Source organism: uncultured Salinisphaera sp. (assembly GCF_964012375.1).
GTDB lineage: Bacteria > Pseudomonadota > Gammaproteobacteria > Nevskiales > Salinisphaeraceae > Salinisphaera.
In genome coordinates this window covers 1-16,741 of record NZ_CAXGSH010000017.1, presented here as the reverse complement: position 1 = coordinate 16,741, position 16,741 = coordinate 1, and the positions used below count along the sequence as shown (strand labels likewise).

The window sequence follows — 16,741 nt, the reverse complement described above, 5'->3', positions numbered from 1 at the left end:
TAGCACGCGCCAATTAAGTCGCGCAAACGCGAAAACCGCGTCGGAGCGCGGTCTTTTGCGGCACAAGGCTGTGACGACAACGGGTTACCCCATTGTCAATTTTTTGGGAAAATTCGCCCAGGAAAGCATTCGACGCTGAATCCGCTCGATCCAGCGCAGCCGAATCGGGTGTTATTCCGAGCCGGCCACGACCCTAATGGTGGAAGTGGCGAATGCCGGTGAACAGCATCGCAATGCCGGCTTCGTCGGCGGCCGCGATCACTTCGTCGTCGCGAATCGAGCCGCCGGGCTGGATCACGGCCTTGACGCCGGCTTCGGCCGCCGCGTCCAGGCCGTCGCGAAACGGGAAGAATGCATCCGATGCCATCACCGAGCCGGCCACGTCCAGGCCGGCATCGCGGGCCTTGATACCGGCGATACGGGCCGAATCCACGCGGCTCATCTGGCCCGCGCCCACGCCGATCGTGCGTCCGTCGCGGGCATAGACGATGGCGTTGGATTTCACGTACTTGGCCACCCGCCAGGCAAACAGCAGGTCCTGCAGCTGGGTGCCGTCCGGCTGAGCCTTGGTCACCACGTCCAGCTTGTCGCGGTCGAACAGCAGGGCGTCGGCGTCCTGTACCAGCAGGCCGCCTGCGATCTGGCGCATGGCCAGCTTCGGCGCGTCGCTGGCGTTGAAATCGCCGGTGGCGATCACGCGCAGGTTCTTTTTCTTGGAAAAGGCGTCCAGCGCAGCATCGTCGATACGCGGCGCAAGGATCACCTCGGCAAACTGGTTGGCCAGAATCTGGTTCGCCGTATCGACGTCCAGCGCTTCGTTGAAGGCGATGATGCCGCCGAAGGCCGAGGTGGGGTCCGTCGCGAAGGCGCGCTCGTAAGCCGTCTTCAGGTCGGGGCCAACGGCCACGCCGCAGGGGTTGGCGTGCTTGACGATCACACAGGCGGGCGCCTGATCGAAGGCGCGTACGCAGGCCAGGGCCGCGTCCGAATCGGCCAGATTGTTGTACGACAGCGCCTTGCCCTGGCATACGCGCGCATCGACGAGGCTCGCGGCCACCGGCGTGGACGCCGCATAGAGCGCGGCGCGCTGGTGCGGGTTCTCGCCGTAGCGCAGATCCTGGCGTTTGGTATAGGTTGCCGCAAAGCGTGCCGGCAGAACGTCTTCGGCTTCGCTGTCCGGGGTGCTGTCGTCGCCCTGCAGATACTCGGCGATGGCCCGGTCGTAGCCGGCGGTATGGTTGAAGCCCTTGGCAGCCAGACGGCGACGCGTGGCCGTGCTCGTGCCGCCGTGGGCGCCCAGGTCGTCCAGCACGGCGTCGTAGTCGGCGGCGTCGACCACGAGGGTGACATAGGCGTGGTTCTTGGCCGCCGCGCGCAGCATCGCCGGGCCGCCGATATCGATGGTTTCGATCGCCTGATCGCGCGGGCAGTTCGGGTCGGCCACGGTCTGTTCGAAGGGATAGAGATTGACCACCACCAGGTCGATAGGCGCGATGTCCTGCTCGGCCATCACCGCGTCGTCCTGACCGCGACGCCCGAGGATGCCGCCATGGATCTTCGGGTGCAGCGTTTTCACGCGCCCGTCCATGATCTCCGGCGCGCCGGTGTGGGCAGCGACATCGACCACGTCCACGCCGGCTTCGCGCAACACCCGCGCGGTACCGCCGGTGGACAGGATTTCGACGCCGTGCTCGGCGGCCAGCCTCTTGGCGAAGGCGGCTACGCCGGTCTTGTCGGAAACACTGATCAGGGCGCGGCGGATGGGGGCGTGTTCGGTTGCGGTCACGTTGGCCTTTGTCCGTTAAACGGATTGTTTCGGTTCAAATAAAAACACCCGCGATGCGGGTGGTAGCGTTCATGCCGTTGTGCGACGGCCTAGCGATCGAGGGCGTAGTTGCGCAGCTTCTTGCGCAGGGTGCCGCGATTGATGCCCAGCATTTCCGCGGCCCGCGACTGGTTGCCCTGGCTGTAGTCGAGCACGCGCTCGAGCAGCGGCTTCTCGACCTGTTCGAGCACCATCTGATACAGGTCGCGCGGCGGCGCGCAGCCGTTGAGCGATTCGAAATAACGATCGAGACTGGCGCCGACATAGTGACTGAGCGGCTGGGCAGCGTCGGAGTCGGTCTTCGGCATTCGAAACGGGCGCACTGGCAGGGACAAGGCGCAAAACTATAACGGCATTTACCGCCCAGAGAAAGACGACTTTCGGCTATTCGTTATCCAGCCCCGTGGCGCCAGCCGTTCAGGCGCACCCAGTCCTCTTCCACGGCCGGCTCGGCGAACTCGAATGCGCGATCGTAGGCGTTCCTGACCTCTTCGATCTGGCGTGTGAGCAGTCCGGACAACACCAGCGGTGCCCCGGGGGCAGCATGCGCAGTAAGCGTGGGCGCGAGGGCGATAAGCGGCTTGGCCAAGATATTGGCCAGCACGATATCGAAGCAGCGCTCGCCGATGCCGTCGAGCGCCGGGGTATGGATGCGTTCGAGTACGCCGTTGCGTTCGGCGTTTTCCTGCGTCGCCCGCAATGCCTGCTCGTCGATATCCACGGCCGTGACCGAAGCCGCACCCAGGCGGGCCGCGGCCACCGCGAGAATGCCCGAGCCGCAGCCGTAGTCGAGCACATGCCTGCCGGCGAGGTCGGCTTCGGCCAGCCATGCCAGGCACAGGGCCGTGGTCGGGTGGGTGCCGGTACCGAATGCCAGGCCCGGATCCAGGCGCACAATGATGGCATCGTCGTCAGCCTCGACCGGCGCGTTGTGGGGCGCGATCCAGAGCCGTTCGCCAAAGCGGATCGGCGGATGCTGGGCCAGCCAGGCGCTGGCCCAGTCCTGATTTTCCAGCCGGTCGCTGCGGATGGTCGCCGCGTCGCCCAGGGCCTCGCGCAGCGCGGCCTCGATCGGCTCGGCCAGCGTGCCGTCGGTGAACAGGCCGGTGATGCGCGAATCGGCAAAGGCCGGCTGTTCGTTGGGCGTGTTTTCCACGGTGATGTCGTCGCCGGCGTCCAGAACGGTGACGGCCTCGGCGTCGAAGCTTTCGAACACCGCTTCGGCCAGCGCCGCGCGCGGCGTTTCTACCGTGATCTGCAGCCAGGCTACCGGGCCACGCGCTTCAGCCACGGCCGCTTTCTTCCTTGAGCTTCTTCTCCAGCCAGTGGATCGACACGCCGCCCGCGATGTGTGCCGGGTCGTGGATGATGCGCTTGTGCAGGGCGATATTGGTGTTGATGCCCTCGACCACCATTTCAGAGAGCGCCATGTCCAGACGCGCGGCCGCGGCTTCGCGGGTATCGCCGTGGGCAATCAGCTTGCCGATGAGGGAGTCGTAGTAGGGCGGGATGCTGTAGCCGGCATAGATATGCGAATCCATGCGAATACCGGGGCCGCCGGGTGCGTGGTAGGCCTGGATCTTGCCCGGCGACGGCACGAAGGTTTCTGCGTGCTCGGCGTTGATGCGGCATTCGATGGCATGCCCGCGCAGCACGATGTCTTCCTGCTTGTAGCGCAGCTCATGGCCGGCCGCGATACGCAGCTGCTCGGCGACCAGGTCCACGCCGGTGATCATCTCGGTCACCGGATGCTCGACCTGAATACGGGTGTTCATTTCGATGAAATGGAACTCGCCGTTTTCGTACAGGAACTCGAACGTGCCGGCACCGCGATAGCCGATTCGCTTGCAGGCATCTACGCACAGCTTGCCGATATGTGCCCGCTCTTCCGGAGTAATACCCGGCGCGGGCGCTTCTTCGACCACCTTCTGGTGGCGGCGCTGCGGCGAGCAGTCGCGCTCGCCCAGGTGGATGGCGTTGCCGTGATTGTCGGCCAGTACCTGCACCTCGATATGCCGCGGCAACTCGAGATACTTTTCCATGTAGACGGCCGGGTTGCCGAAAAAGCTCGCGGCTTCGCGGCGGGCCATATCGATGGCGCCGGCCAGGGCCTTGGCCTCGTAGACCACGTGCATGCCGCGCCCGCCGCCGCCGCCGGCGGCCTTGATGATGACCGGAAAGCCGATCTTCTGGGCCAGCTTGCGGTTGGCGGCATCGTCGGCGGTCAGCGGCGCGCCGGAGCCGGGCACGCAGGGCACGCCCGCGGCCTGCATTTCCTGAATGGCCGAGGTCTTGTCGCCCATCAGGCGGATGGTTTCGGCACGCGGGCCGATGAAGGTGAAGCCGGACTGTTCCACGCTTTCCGCGAAATCCGCGTTTTCGGACAGAAAGCCGTAGCCGGGATGAATCGCGCTCGCGCCGGCCACTTCGGCCGTGCTCATGAGCGCGGCCATGTTCAGGTAGCTCTTGGCGCTTTCGGCCGGGCCGATACACACGGCTTCTTCGGCGAGCAGCACATGCTTTTGTTCGCGGTCGGCAGTGGAATACGCCGCAACTACAGGCACGTCGAGCTCGCGACAGGCGCGCAGAATACGCAGCGCGATCTCGCCGCGGTTGGCGATGAGGACTTTGCCTAACATGGGCGCCCCCTTATTTGACGACGAACAGCGGCTGATCGAACTCGACCGGCTGGCCGTTTTCTACCAGCACGGCGCTGACCTCGCCCGAGACTTCCGCTTCGATCTGGTTGAGCATCTTCATGGCTTCGATGATGCACAGCGTGTCGCTGGGCCCGATACGATCACCCACGTCGACGAACGGCTTGGCGTCCGGCGCCGGCGCGCGATAGAAGGTGCCGACCATCGGCGAGCGCACGATATGGCCTTCCGGCGTATCGTCTTCTTCCTCGGCTGCGCTGGCGTCGTTGCCACCGCCGGCTGCGGCGGCCGGCGCGGGCGCCGGCGCTGCCGGTGTGGCCGGCTGGGGCGGGGCAGCCGGCACGCTGCCCGGCGCCGGATAGCGGCCGATACGGACCGATTCTTCGCCTTCGGTGATTTCGAGTTCGGCGATGCCCGAATCCTCGACCAGCTCGATGAGCTTTTTCAGCTTGCGGATATCCATGGGGTGCTATTTCTCCTCGGTGGTCTCGGCGGCGCGCGCCATTGCGGCATCCAGGGCCAGGCTGTAGCCGTGCGCGCCAAAACCGGTGATGGTGCCGATTGCGATATCGGCGATATAGGAATGGTGGCGAAACGCTTCGCGTTGCGCGGTATTGGACAGATGGATTTCGATACAGGCCAGCTGCGTGCCCAGCAGCGCGTCGCGCAGAGCAATGCTCGTATGCGTGAACGCGCCGGGGTTGAACAGCACGCAGGCAACGTTCTCGTCGCGTGCGGCGTGAATGCGATCGATCAGTTCGCCTTCGTGGTTGGACTGGTAGCAGGCCAGGCTGTGGCCGTGCTCGCTGGCGCGGGCGGCCAGCTGCTGCTCGATATCGGCGAGCGTGTCGTGGCCATAGACGTCCGGCTCGCGGGTGCCGAGCAGGTTCAGGTTGGGTCCGTTGAGCAGCAGAAAATGAGCCACGCAGGCCGTCCTAGTATGGCGATGGCTGGAGTCTGCCCCAAGGGAATCGGCGTTACAACCGAAAAGAAAGGATTTTCGCGACCGTTCGCTGCCGTATTGTCGGTAATTCGGCGACGTTCACCCCAGCCGGGCCGCATCGTTGCGGCCGTTCGGCGGCGTTTGTGCCCTGGACTCAGTCTTTGGTGGCAGATGCCCCTTTTTCGAGCAATGGCTGCACGATATCGGACAATCGCGCATGATCCAGCGCACCCGCTATACGGGCGACCACGTGTCCGTCTCGATCGACGATGGCCGTGAACGGCAGTACGCCGGCCGGCGCATCGGTCGCGGTATAGCGATCCTGAATACGCGCGCCTTCGGTGGCGTCGGCCAGCACCGGATAATTGATATCGTAGCGCTTGGCGAATTCGCCCGCGGCCTCGGCTGTATCGACGGCAATACCCAGAATCTGAAGGCCCCGGTCGCCGTATTCGCGCTGGGCGTCGATGAGCATGGGCACTTCTTCGCGGCAGGGTTTGCACCAGCTCGCCCAGAAGTTGAGCACTACCACCTTGCCGTCGTAGTCGGCCATGGCATGCGGTTGGCCCTCGAGATCGACGAGCGTGAAATCGGCACGGTATGGCGTGTCCTCGGCGCTGTACCAGTAAAGCAGGCCCGCCGCGGCGGCAACGGCGACCAGCACGAGGAGCCCGAGGATATTGGCCTTACGGCGAGTCATGGCGAACGCTCCAGACGGTTCAGACGGTTGATGAACCCGGCCGGGTCGATGGTGCCGATCAGGCGCTGGTCGGCGGCTTCGCTGCCGTCGGGGCGGTAGAACAGCACCGTCGGCGGGCCGAATACGTCCAGTTCGCGCATGAGTGCGCGGTCGGCGCTGTCGTAATCGGTAACGTCCACCTGCAGGGCGACGACGTTGGAAAGCGCTTCGCGTACCTCCGATTCGGCGAACAGGCCGTGCTCCATCTGTACGCATTCCACGCACCAGTCGGCATAGAAGTCCACCACCGCGGCACGACCGTTTTCGCGGGCGTTGGCGAGCGCTGCCTGGAGCTGATCGAGATCGGCGACGCGGGTGAAGGGCGAATCTGTCGCCTGCGGCGCGTCGGTGCGCGCAGCGCTCGGGCCAGCCGTCAGCGGTGCGAGCGGGCGCAGGGCGGTGGCATTGCTTGCCCCGGCCAGCACCCCCAGCGTGGCGGCCCCGGCATAGACGAACAGCAGGAATACCAGGGCACGCAGAATGGCCCGGCCGGCACGCGCTGGCGGGTCCAGCGTGGAGAGATAGCTGCCATAGGCCAGCGCCAGCGCAGCCCAGCCGGCCAGGCTGACCGCGTTGGGCAGAATACGGGTGAGCAGCCAGAGTGCGACGGCCAGCAGAATCACGCCGGACAGAACCTGCACTTCCTTCATCCAGGCGCCGGCATGGGGCATGAGCCGGGCGCCGAAAACGCCGATGGCGATCAGGGGCACGCCCATGCCCAGACCCAGCATGAACAGCGCGGCACCGCCGAGGAGCATGTCGCCGCTGCTGGAAATATATAGCAGCGCGCCCACCAGTGGCGGCGCGAGACAGGGGCCGGCGATCAGCGCCGAGAAAAAGCCCATCAGCGATGCGCCGGCGATGCCGCCACGGCGGGCGCCGATGGCGCTGGCACGCTGGCGGATCGGTGCCGGCATCTGCAGCTGGAACAGGCCGAAGGCCGCCAGCGCAAGCAGCACGAACACCACGGCAAAGGGAATGAGTACCACCGGCATCTGCAGCGCGGCCTGCAGGTTGGCGCCGAAATAGCCGGCGATGACGCCGAATACGGTATAGGCCGCGGCCATGGCGAGCACATAGGCCAGCGACAGCGTGAAGGCCCGGGCCGGCGTGGCCTGGGCGCCGACGATCAGCCCCGACAGGATCGGGATCATCGGCAGAATACAGGGCGTGAACGCCAGCAGCAGGCCGAACAGGAAGAACAGCCCCAGGGTGGGCAGCGTGCCGGCGCCAGCGAGCCGGCCAGCCAGATCGTCCTGCTGGGTGAGAAAGCCGTTGTCGCTGTCGCCCGCGGCGGTTTCGTTTGCCGGCGACGTGTCGCCGGCCGGGGCCGCATCGATCGTGAGCGTTTTCGTCTGCGGCGGATAGCACAGCCCGGCATCCGCACAGCCCTGATAGGTCACACGAATACGCGCGTCGTCGGCGAGCGGCGTATCGTCCGCGATCGGCAACACCGCGCGCACGCTGTCGCGATAGGTTTCGACCGGGCCGAAGAACTCGTCGGTATGTTTTTCGCCAGCGGGTATGCGGGCATCGCCCAGGTTCGAGGCGCCGGCGTCGACGAGCTCGAAGTCGAAGGCGTGGCGATACAGGTAATAGGCGTCGGCGACCTGCCAGGTCACGGCGATGTCGCCGTCCTCGGTGCGGGCAGCGCTGGGCGCAAAGGCCTCGTCCACCGGCAGGAAGTCGTTCGCGGCCGACGCGGTGAGGCTGGTCAGGGCGAGCAGCCAGAGCGTCAGACTCAGCACAAGCCAGCGCCGACACGCTGGCCGGGCTTTATTTGCGACGGCGTTCACAGTGGCCGGGTCTGCTCGTCGAGCCAGTCGAGATAGGCTGCCGAGCCCTCGATAATGGGCACCGCGACCATTTCCGGCACGTCGTCCGGGTGCAGGGCGGTCACGCGCGCCTGGAGTGCCGGCACCTGTTCGGCGCGGGTTTTGATGAGCAACAACAGCTCGCTGTCGATTTCGATCTTGCCCTGCCAGCGATAGACCGATTCCAGCCCCGGCACGATATTCACGCAGGCGGCTTCGAAATGCTCGACCACGGCGCTGGCGATGCGGCGGGCGGTTTCGATATCCGGGCAGGTCACATAGACCATGCGGGCGTCGGCGGAGTTTCGGGTGTCGTTCATCGCCCGCATTCTAGAAGTTTGCGGCGCAATGCGCGATCACACGCCGCTCTTGTCCCGCGCCCAGCCGGCCCCAGAATAAAAGACGAAGTGAAAGTTATTTAGTGGCGCGAAATGGCACTGTTATAGTCGCGGCACAACAATTCATGGAGTAAGGGATATGAGTTTGCGATTGGGCGATACCGCACCTGATTTCAACGCCGACACGACCGAAGGCGAAATCAATTTTCACGAATGGCTCGGCGACAGCTGGGGCATGCTCATGTCGCATCCGGCCGACTTCACGCCGGTCTGCACCACCGAGCTGGGCGCCGTGGGCGGCCTGACCGAACGCTTTGCCAAGCGCAACGTGAAAGCGATCGTGGTGTCCGTGGATTCGGTGGAAGACCACAAGGCCTGGGCCAACGACATCCAGGAAACCCAGGGCAATGCGGTCAATTTCCCGATCATCGGCGATACCGACCGCAAGGTCGCCGAGCTCTACGACATGATTCACCCCAACGAGGGCGACACGTCGACGGTGCGCTCGGTGTTCATCATCGACCCGAACAAGAAGATCCGCATGACGCTCACCTACCCGAAGAGCGCCGGCCGTAATTTCGACGAAATCCTGCGCGTGATCGATTCGCTGCAGCTGACCGACAACTACAAGGTCACCACGCCCGCGAACTGGCAGGACGGCGACGACGTCATCGTCTCGCCCGCGCTGTCGAACGAGGACGCCAAGAAACTGTTCCCGGCCGGCTGGAACGAGCTCAAGCCCTACCTGCGCATGACCAAGCAGCCGAACAAGTAAGCCTGTTTCGGCAAGTAAGTAAGAAGGCGCGGTCTTTTCAGGCCGCGCCTTTTTTGTGTGTACTGCACGGGTCGCGGCATACTACGCGGCTTGATAACCGGGCAGGGCCCGCGCGCCGCCGACCGGGCCGCGATGCCAGCGAGCGCGCCAGCCATGCCCGCCCCGATCCAGCACACAACCTTTTTTCGACCCACAACGAGAACACATCATGGCCGAGGACACGCCGAAACAGCGCCGCAGTCACGTCGTCACCCAGGGCACCTCGCGTGCGCCCAACCGCGCCATGCTGCGCGCCATGGGCTATACCGACGAAGACTTCAACAAGCCCATCGTCGGCATCGCCAACGGCTACTCGACCATCACGCCCTGCAACATGGGCCTGAACGATCTGGCCAAACGTGCCGAAGGCGCATTGGAAGCCGGCGGCGCCAAGTCCCAGATGTTCGGCACCGTCACCGTGTCCGACGGCATCTCCATGGGCACGCCGGGCATGAAGTATTCGCTGGTGTCGCGCGAAGTCATCGCCGACGTCATCGAAACCGCCGTGCAGGGCGAGTCCATGGACGGCGTCATGGCGCTGGGCGGCTGCGACAAGAACATGCCGGGTGCCATGATCGGCATCGCCCGCATGAACGTGCCGGCCATCTTCGTCTATGGCGGCACCATCAAGCCCGGCCATGCCTTCGGTGAAGACCTCACCGTGGTCTCCGTGTTCGAAGCCGTCGGCCAGCGCGTGGCCGGTAAGATCGACGACGAACGCGTCAAGACCGTCGAATGCAACGCCTGCCCGGGCGCCGGTTCCTGTGGCGGCATGTTTACCGCCAACACCATGTCCAGCGCCTTCGAGGCCATGGGCATGAGCCTGCCGTATTCCTCCACCATGGCCGCGGAAGACGAAGAAAAGGCCGAAAGTGCGGCGCGCTCGGCGGAAGTGCTGATCCAGGCCATCGAGAAGGACATCAAGCCGCGTGACCTGCTCACGTTCGAAGCCTTCGAGAACGCCATCACGCTGATCATGGCCGTGGGCGGCTCCACCAACGCCGTGCTGCATCTGCTGGCCATCGCCCAGGCTGCGGACGTGAACCTCACCATCGACGACTTCGAGCGCATCCGTGCCAAGGTGCCGGTGTTCTGCGACCTCAAGCCCTCCGGGCGTTTCGTGGTCACCCAGCTACACGCCGCCGGCGGCATCCCGCAGGTGCTCAAGATGCTGCTCAACGCCGGCCTGCTGCACGGCGATTGCCTGACCATCACCGGGGAAACGCTGGCCGAAACCCTGGCCGACGTGCCGGACCAGCCGCCGAAGAGCCAGAAAGTCATCCTGCCGATGGAAGAGGCGCTGTATAAGTCCGGCCATCTCGCCATCCTGAAGGGCAATCTGGCCGAAGAGGGCGGCGTCGCCAAGATCACCGGCCTCAAGAACCCGGCCATCACCGGCCCCGCCCGCGTGTTCGATTCCGAAGAAGGAGCCATGCAGGCCATCGTCGACGAGAAGATTGTGTCCGGCGATGTCGTCGTCATCCGCTACGAAGGCCCCAAAGGCGGCCCCGGCATGCGCGAAATGCTCTCGCCGACCTCCGCGATTGTCGGCCGCGGCCTCGGCGAAGAAGTCGGCCTGATCACGGACGGCCGCTTCTCCGGCGGCACCTACGGCATGGTCGTCGGCCACGTCGCCCCGGAAGCCGCCGTCGGCGGCAACATCGCGCTGGTGCAGGAAGGCGACACGATCACCATCGATGCCCGCGAACGCAAACTGCACCTGCACGTAAGCGACGAAGAACTCGCCGACCGCCGCAACGCCTGGCAGCCGAAGCCGCCGAATGCCACGCGGGGTGTGTTGGCGAAGTATGCGCGGTTGGTGGGGACGGCTTCCAAGGGCGCGGTTACTGACCAAGGCGACGATTGATCTGCCCGCAACATCCCGGTAAAAGAAGACCCGCCGAAAGGCGGGTTTTCTTATAGCTAGCGATCGTGCGATATTGCTCTTAAGGGATAGACGCGCGTGCCGCGATATTTTTGACCGCTCATATTTGAAGCGTAGGTAATTCGCGGACGCGTTAGTGTCGATCTAACACGCAAGCGGCAAGCAAAGCACTGATTATTAATGGACGACAATGGCGCTATGTTGCGAAGCGAACGCGCGCTATGCCTACAAATGTCGTCGAATGGGCGTTAGAACGTATATGAACGTAAACGAGATTCTTGCCCGCCGTACGGACCTCAGCACTTTTCTGGTGCACCTCACTCGTGCCGACACCGAAGAACTGACGGCTGAAGACTCGTTGGCGAGTATTCTTCGGAGCCAAGTAATAGAAGCTAGAAATCCTTTTGGAATGGCCGCGGATAAGCTACGAAGCGCGGGGGATGACGCATCAAGTCAGAATACCGTCTGTTTTACAGAAACACCGCTTGAAAACGTGAACCTACTTGCCTCGGCAATTGAGGGGCGAGCTTGTCAATTTGCACCTTATGGCATAGCCATAACAAGGCGGCAGGCTCGATCACTAGGCGTCAATCCAGTTTGGTATCTTGATATAACCCCCGGTCACAATTGGCTGACGAACCCGATAAATACGCTTGTACAAACAAATATCGAAAACCCCGGTGGCGATTCGCGGGGAATCCTTGAAATATCGCCATTCATGGAACAAATGGGAACAAGACAGCAAACCGGAGATGGCCCGGGTGAGCAGGGCTATCGAAAGGAATTCTGGTGGGAGCGAGAATGGCGGCATGTTGGAAATTTTTCTCTTCCGCCGCGCTACATCGTATTGTGCCCTAAAAGGAGTATTCCAGCCCTAAGGGGTATTATCGAAGAGCTCGATGAGTTTGCCGCGCCAAACAAATACAGTTTCGTCGATCCAATGTGGAGCTTGGAAATGATCATTGGAAAGCTAGCAGGATTCTCCGGTTCCGAGTTGGGTGCGTTCTAACAACGCGACAGAGTGGGACGTATTTTCCGTTACGCCCTTTTGGCTGGACTCCAAATGTGCCCCTCATTAAGAGGCGTTAGATAGAGGAAATAATAATGGGTAATCCAGTAATTGATAAAGTCGGCAATGGCACAGTACAAGCTATCTTTCACGCGACGTACGGATTTGGAGATACCCAAATTAGCCTTGGGGAGTTTGAGACTTACGAAGCAGCTAAGAACGCTATTCAGGCGCGAGAAGAGTCAGAAATCGGCGACAACCAACTGTGTTTTGACTGCGAAGGCAGAGGGATCTACAAGGGTGAAGAATGTAATCTCTGCGCCGGCACAGGTAAGCTACCTCCGGCGTAGACGCTCCTTTTAGAGTGCGGTCGGATATCTAATGAATCGCTGAAGTTGACCGCCCAAAGCGCTGGGATGATCCGGATATGGAACTACTAGTCCTAGCTTTGCGTGCAGAAAGGAATCGGAGGCAGTTTGCGGAATAGGCGGCAAAGGCTGAAAGCCGAGCTGATCGCTTAGCGGGATCAGGAATTAAATATACTGTCCCCGGATATCCGCGTGATTGTGGGGCGCGGGTTGGGCGAAGAAGTCGGCCTGATCACCGACGGCCGTTTCTCCGGCGGCACCTACGGCATGGTCGTTGGCCATGTGGCCCCCGAAGCTGCCGTTGGCGGCAACATCGCGCTCGTGCAGGAAGGCGACACGATCACTATCGACGCCCGCGAACGCAAACTGCACCTGCACGTCAGCGACGAAGAGTTGGCCGAGCGTCGCAAGGCCTGGCAGCCCAAGCCGCCGAACGCCACGCTGGGTGTGTTGGCAAAGTACGCCCGGTTGGTCGGGACGGCCTCCAAGGGGGCGGTTACGGATCAGGCGCCCGAGTGACCGCTATCTCTTAAGCGGCTTAGAAAAGCCCGCCTTGTGCGGGCTTTTTTGTGTCGTGTAGTTTTGACAGTGGTTGGAATTCGCGTAACTGTGAACTCCGTGCCGGCCGCTACTCGCGGGACTGGCGCACGATGCGAGACTAACCCCGGAAGCACACATACGGCCCTGGCCGAAATGTTCCTCATACTCGAAACGAAACCGAAAGAGTCCGCCAATGACTGAAGTCGCACGCAATAGTGCGCCTACCCACACTAAGGCGCGTTTTTACAAATGCGCCCTGCAGGTCAACCCCGCCGCATACATCAAACACCGGGGGCAGCAGCAAGCGCTTAGCGAGGACGAATACAACCGGAAACTGCTGGATGCAGCGCTTGAAGCGGGGCTCGAAGTGATTGGCCTTGCGGATCACGGGTCGGTCGCGGCCGTGGACAGGATTCGTGAGCTGTTCACCCAACATGGAATCGTAGTCTTCCCAGGATTTGAAATCGCATCGAGCGAAAAGACCCATTTTGTTTGTTTGTTCGATGAAGGGAAAACGTCCCAAGAGCTGGAGAGAGTTCTAGGCCGCCTCGATCTGCTTGACCCGCAAGATGGTGTGTTGCCGACGAATTTAACAGCTGTTCAGTTGATCGACACGGTCAACGAAATTGGGGGATTTGTTTTTGCGGCACACTGCACGAACGACGATGGTGTCCTCAAACGCCGAATGAATCATGTCTGGAGGCACAAAGGCTTATGTGCCGCCCAGATCCCCGGACCGATCGAAGATCTCAAGGGCGTGCAAGACGATTTTTATCGCAAAGTCTTGTTGAACAAGAATGCAGACTATCGCCGGGAACGCCCTATGGCGGCGATTAACGCCGCTGATGTCGCCAGTTCGGAGGAGATCAAGGCCCCTGGTGCCTCGTGTCTCATCAAAATGACCCGGCCCTGCTTTGCCTCATTCAAGCAGGCCTTCAGTGATCCGGAGTCTCGGGTGCGGCTCAACTCCGACAAGCCCGAGCACTACGCCTCGGCCATCGAACGTATACGGTTCATCGGCGGATATCTAGATGAGGTAGATATCGCGTTCTCCGAGTGTCTAAACGCACTGATCGGCGGACGGGGTACTGGCAAGTCCACTCTGCTGGAATGTATTCGTTTTGCCCTAGAGCTGCAGCCCTTCGGTCAGTTGGCCCAAAAACAGCATGAGGCGGTCATCAAAGCCAATCTGGGTAACGAGCGCGGGCGGGTCGAGCTTGTCATTCGTTCGGCCGGAATGCATGGCCGTCGTTTCCGTATCACTCGACGGTATGGCGAACAGGCAGTGGTGCTCGATGAAGAGGGAAACGTCTCTCCCCATCAGCCTCACGACTTGATGTCCGGACTGGATCTGTTCGGCCAGAACGAGATTTACGAAATGACCCGTGATCGGTCGATTCGTAGCCGTTTAATGGAGCGCTTTCTGGAGGGGGAACCGTCCAGTTATGAAGCGACTATCGCCGACATTAGACAGCGTCTGAAGGGGAATCGGGAGGACATCGTCAAGGCGCTGCAACAGGTTGAGGAGACCGAGGCAGATGTGGAGCGCTTGCCCAAGTTGCAAGATCAGGCGCGGCAGTTTCGGGATCTCGGACTAGATGAGAAGCTGAAGGTCATTCCTCTGCTTGAACGAGAGAGGCGGCTCAGTAAGCGCGGGACAGAAGAACTCGATCGGTTTAGCGAGGCGATCAACGGGCTCAAGGACAGCTTGCCCGATACCACCTATCTTGACGATGCCGCCCTGAAGGGTTTGCCCCATTTAGGGACACTGCGACGCCAGAAGCAGCTTCTGGATACCGTGGTCGTAATGGGTCGGGAAGCGATTGCGCAGTTGGAGGAGACGTACCGACAGTCGGTCCAGGGTATAGCACCGCTTCAGCAAAACTTGGAGGAAGCCATAAAGGCGGAAGAGCGGACGTTGGAGGCGGCATTCAAAGAGATCCCGGCCAGCCAAGGTAAAACCGGTCGGCAAATTGGCTCCGAGTACCAAGCTTTGCTTCAGAGGATTGAGCAGATCGAGCCGAAGCGAAATGTTCTGCAGTCCCGTCAAGCTCAAATCGAAGAGCTGTATGACAAGCGCAAGTTGCTGCTTCTTGAGCTTTCGGAGGCGGCCAGCGACCGCGCCGCCGCAATGCAGAGATCAGCAAAACGCCTCAACCGGCGTCTAGACAAGAAGGTTTTGTTGACACTCAGGAATGAAGGTGATCGACAGCCGCTGTTCGATTTTCTCTCTGCTTGTGCCCTTGAGGGGGTCGGTGCCAAGCGTCTCGCATGGGTAAATGAGGGGGACTTTTCTCCGGCAGCCCTTGCGGCCCAGATTCGATACGGCTCAGAGGCCCTGCGGCAATCAGAGTGGGGCATAACGCCGGGGGTTTCCGAGGCGCTGTGTCGTCTGCCGGAGCGCAAACTTCTAGAGCTGGAAGAGCTGCTCCTGCCGGATCTCAATGAGATCGAATTGAACATCGCCCACGGTGAACAAGAGGCGAAATTTCGACCGATCGACGATCTCTCCACTGGGCAGCAATGTACCGCCGTCTTGCATCTGTTGTTGCTGGATAACGAGGACCCTCTCATCTTGGATCAGCCCGAAGACAACCTAGACAACGCCTTTATCGCTGAGCGAATCGTCAGTGAACTGCGTAATGCGAAATTGACGCGCCAGTTCATTTTTGCCACACACAACGCCAATATCCCGGTGTTCGGCGACGCAGAGTGGATTGGGATACTAAGCGTTGAAGAGGGCAAGGGTCGTATACTTCCGCAGCAACAGGGGGCGATTGATCTACCCGAAATCCAGCGCTTAGCGGCAGATATTCTCGAGGGTGGCGAAGCCGCCTTCAACCAACGCAGGGAAAAGTATGGTTTTGACTAGGAGATAGGGCAGTCAGGCGCGATCCAGGGACAGTATGCGGAACTCTTGAACCCGCGGAGCTGGGGTCAGGTCTTGCGTTGTGCATAAAGCGATCGTTTTTGGCCTTTCAGCGCGCCGTATAGCGATGATCGAGTTAGGACGTTAGCCCGCTCAGCGTACTTTCGGTGCTCCAGGTGCAGTATATTTAATTCAGCCTATTGGCCGAAAAACGTTGGATTGATCGCATCGCGGTAGATGTGCTGCCCCGGATATAAGGTGCGCTAAGCGGGCGTGGGGGCAGGTCTTGCATTGGCACATCCAGCGCGGTTCATCCGCAGCTTTTGAAGCGCTCGGAATTGGTTCGAGCCGATTTGGCTCCGGCTGAGCGGACGCGATCATCTCCGGTTATGGAACCTGATGACGATAAAATCGACGCGGCAGTTCTCGCGTTGCTGTACTTGACGCTGCATGACGATAGGCGGGCATGGAAGGGCGTTCCCTGGGAAGCGACCGATCGGCTACACGAACGGGGGTTGATTAGTAACCCAAAAACGGAGGCGAAGTCTGTGGTTTTGTCGGACGACGGTATGGCCGAAGCCGAATAATAGGGGACAGACCACGTTTTCCTGCTAATCTTCCCTAGGCGATTCGGTCAGGAGAGGAGAGGTGCCACGTCGAGCTCGTGTCGTATTGCCGGTTGTGCCGATGCACCTAATTCAGCGTGGCAACAATCGGCAGCCCTGCTTCTTTGCGGATGATGACTACCGGTTTTACCTACGGTAATAGGGGACAGACCACGTTTTCCGCTAATCTTCAGTAGGCGACTTCGTTAGGAGAGTAGAGGTGCCACGTCGAGCTCGTGTCGTATTGCCGGATGTGCCGATGCACGTAATTCAGCGTGGCAACAATCGGCAGGCCTGCTTCTTTGCGGATGATGACTACCGGTTTTACCTAGAGT

The 16,741-nt window shown here is 61.5% G+C and carries 15 protein-coding genes and 3 pseudogenes; 9 read left to right on the top strand and 9 right to left on the bottom strand.

Going from position 1 to position 16,741, the window contains the following annotated elements; all coding sequences use genetic code 11:
* Positions 1-193: 193 nt before the first annotated feature.
* The 9 genes from purH to cutA all read right to left on the bottom strand — a co-directional run bounded on the left by purH (position 194) and on the right by cutA (position 8,298).
* Positions 194-1,786 carry a bifunctional phosphoribosylaminoimidazolecarboxamide formyltransferase/IMP cyclohydrolase gene (purH, locus tag ABNU97_RS04840; RefSeq protein WP_348765620.1) on the bottom strand — a complete coding sequence of 531 codons (1,593 nt, stop codon included), beginning with the start codon at positions 1,784-1,786 and terminating at the stop codon, positions 194-196.
* Between the two features lie 89 nt (positions 1,787-1,875).
* Entirely contained in the window at positions 1,876-2,133 is a 258-nt protein-coding gene (gene fis / locus ABNU97_RS04835) for a DNA-binding transcriptional regulator Fis (protein ID WP_348765619.1), read from the bottom strand.
* An 83-nt stretch (positions 2,134-2,216) separates the two neighbouring features.
* A complete protein-coding gene (gene prmA, locus ABNU97_RS04830) occupies positions 2,217-3,116 on the bottom strand; it encodes a 50S ribosomal protein L11 methyltransferase (RefSeq protein WP_348765618.1) in 900 nt (299 codons plus the stop codon).
* Positions 3,109-4,464, bottom strand: coding sequence for an acetyl-CoA carboxylase biotin carboxylase subunit (accC, locus tag ABNU97_RS04825; protein WP_348765617.1), 1,356 nt, complete (start codon positions 4,462-4,464; stop codon positions 3,109-3,111). Before accC ends, prmA begins: the two co-directional genes overlap by 8 nt.
* 10 nt (positions 4,465-4,474) lie before the next feature.
* Positions 4,475-4,945 carry an acetyl-CoA carboxylase biotin carboxyl carrier protein gene (accB, locus tag ABNU97_RS04820; protein WP_348765616.1) on the bottom strand — a complete coding sequence of 157 codons (471 nt, stop codon included), beginning with the start codon at positions 4,943-4,945 and terminating at the stop codon, positions 4,475-4,477.
* A 6-nt stretch (positions 4,946-4,951) separates the two neighbouring features.
* Positions 4,952-5,407 carry a type II 3-dehydroquinate dehydratase gene (gene aroQ, locus ABNU97_RS04815; RefSeq protein ID WP_348765615.1) on the bottom strand — a complete coding sequence of 152 codons (456 nt, stop codon included), beginning with the start codon at positions 5,405-5,407 and terminating at the stop codon, positions 4,952-4,954.
* Positions 5,408-5,579: 172 nt separating this feature from the next.
* On the bottom strand, positions 5,580-6,125 hold the full coding sequence (locus ABNU97_RS04810) for a TlpA disulfide reductase family protein (RefSeq protein ID WP_348765614.1): 546 nt from the start codon (positions 6,123-6,125) through the stop codon (positions 5,580-5,582).
* Positions 6,122-7,912, bottom strand: coding sequence for a protein-disulfide reductase DsbD (gene dsbD / locus ABNU97_RS04805; RefSeq protein ID WP_348765613.1), 1,791 nt, complete (start codon positions 7,910-7,912; stop codon positions 6,122-6,124). Before dsbD ends, ABNU97_RS04810 begins: the two co-directional genes overlap by 4 nt.
* Before the next feature lie 44 nt (positions 7,913-7,956).
* Positions 7,957-8,298, bottom strand: a complete 342-nt coding sequence (gene cutA, locus ABNU97_RS04800; RefSeq protein WP_348765612.1) for a divalent-cation tolerance protein CutA — start codon at positions 8,296-8,298, stop codon at positions 7,957-7,959.
* A 157-nt stretch (positions 8,299-8,455) separates the two neighbouring features.
* On the opposite strand from cutA, the gene ABNU97_RS04795 reads away from it, so the two are divergent.
* From ABNU97_RS04795 to ABNU97_RS04755, 9 genes and pseudogenes are all read left to right on the top strand, one after another.
* Positions 8,456-9,091 (top strand): peroxiredoxin, encoded by a 636-nt coding sequence (locus ABNU97_RS04795; RefSeq protein ID WP_348765611.1) that lies wholly within the window; start codon positions 8,456-8,458, stop codon positions 9,089-9,091.
* Between the two features lie 208 nt (positions 9,092-9,299).
* Positions 9,300-10,997 carry a dihydroxy-acid dehydratase gene (gene ilvD / locus ABNU97_RS04790; protein WP_348765610.1) on the top strand — a complete coding sequence of 566 codons (1,698 nt, stop codon included), beginning with the start codon at positions 9,300-9,302 and terminating at the stop codon, positions 10,995-10,997.
* A 277-nt stretch (positions 10,998-11,274) separates the two neighbouring features.
* The gene (locus tag ABNU97_RS04785; RefSeq protein ID WP_348765609.1) at positions 11,275-12,024 is read left to right on the top strand and encodes an abortive infection system antitoxin AbiGi family protein; all 750 of its coding nucleotides are present in this window, start codon (positions 11,275-11,277) and stop codon (positions 12,022-12,024) included.
* Positions 12,025-12,119: 95 nt separating this feature from the next.
* Positions 12,120-12,374 (top strand): hypothetical protein, encoded by a 255-nt coding sequence (locus tag ABNU97_RS04780; protein ID WP_348765608.1) that lies wholly within the window; start codon positions 12,120-12,122, stop codon positions 12,372-12,374.
* A 213-nt stretch (positions 12,375-12,587) separates the two neighbouring features.
* A pseudogene (locus ABNU97_RS04775) lies at positions 12,588-12,911 on the top strand (dihydroxy-acid dehydratase); the annotation flags it as partial.
* Between the two features lie 214 nt (positions 12,912-13,125).
* A complete protein-coding gene (locus ABNU97_RS04770) occupies positions 13,126-15,804 on the top strand; it encodes a TrlF family AAA-like ATPase (RefSeq protein ID WP_348765607.1) in 2,679 nt (892 codons plus the stop codon).
* A gap of 386 nt (positions 15,805-16,190) precedes the next feature.
* Positions 16,191-16,388 carry a DUF6429 family protein gene (locus ABNU97_RS04765; protein WP_348765606.1) on the top strand — a complete coding sequence of 66 codons (198 nt, stop codon included), beginning with the start codon at positions 16,191-16,193 and terminating at the stop codon, positions 16,386-16,388.
* Positions 16,389-16,449: 61 nt separating this feature from the next.
* Positions 16,450-16,560 (top strand): annotated as a pseudogene (locus tag ABNU97_RS04760) (transposase); the annotation flags it as partial.
* Positions 16,561-16,626: 66 nt separating this feature from the next.
* Positions 16,627-16,741 (top strand): annotated as a pseudogene (locus ABNU97_RS04755) (transposase); the annotation flags it as partial.

Bases quoted from the DNA above. Each gene is read 5' to 3' on its own strand.
- fis (WP_348765619.1), bottom strand. From the start codon at position 2,133: ATGCCGAAGACCGACTCCGACGCTGCCCAGCCGCTCAGTCACTATGTC.
- ABNU97_RS04765 (WP_348765606.1), top strand. From the start codon at position 16,191: ATGGAACCTGATGACGATAAAATCGACGCGGCAGTTCTCGCGTTGCTG.
- ABNU97_RS04785 (WP_348765609.1), top strand. From the start codon at position 11,275: ATGAACGTAAACGAGATTCTTGCCCGCCGTACGGACCTCAGCACTTTT.
- ABNU97_RS04810 (WP_348765614.1), bottom strand. From the start codon at position 6,125: ATGACTCGCCGTAAGGCCAATATCCTCGGGCTCCTCGTGCTGGTCGCC.
- accB (WP_348765616.1), bottom strand. From the start codon at position 4,945: ATGGATATCCGCAAGCTGAAAAAGCTCATCGAGCTGGTCGAGGATTCG.
- ilvD (WP_348765610.1), top strand. From the start codon at position 9,300: ATGGCCGAGGACACGCCGAAACAGCGCCGCAGTCACGTCGTCACCCAG.
- ABNU97_RS04770 (WP_348765607.1), top strand. From the start codon at position 13,126: ATGACTGAAGTCGCACGCAATAGTGCGCCTACCCACACTAAGGCGCGT.
- cutA (WP_348765612.1), bottom strand. From the start codon at position 8,298: ATGAACGACACCCGAAACTCCGCCGACGCCCGCATGGTCTATGTGACC.
- accC (WP_348765617.1), bottom strand. From the start codon at position 4,464: ATGTTAGGCAAAGTCCTCATCGCCAACCGCGGCGAGATCGCGCTGCGT.
- ABNU97_RS04780 (WP_348765608.1), top strand. From the start codon at position 12,120: ATGGGTAATCCAGTAATTGATAAAGTCGGCAATGGCACAGTACAAGCT.
- ABNU97_RS04795 (WP_348765611.1), top strand. From the start codon at position 8,456: ATGAGTTTGCGATTGGGCGATACCGCACCTGATTTCAACGCCGACACG.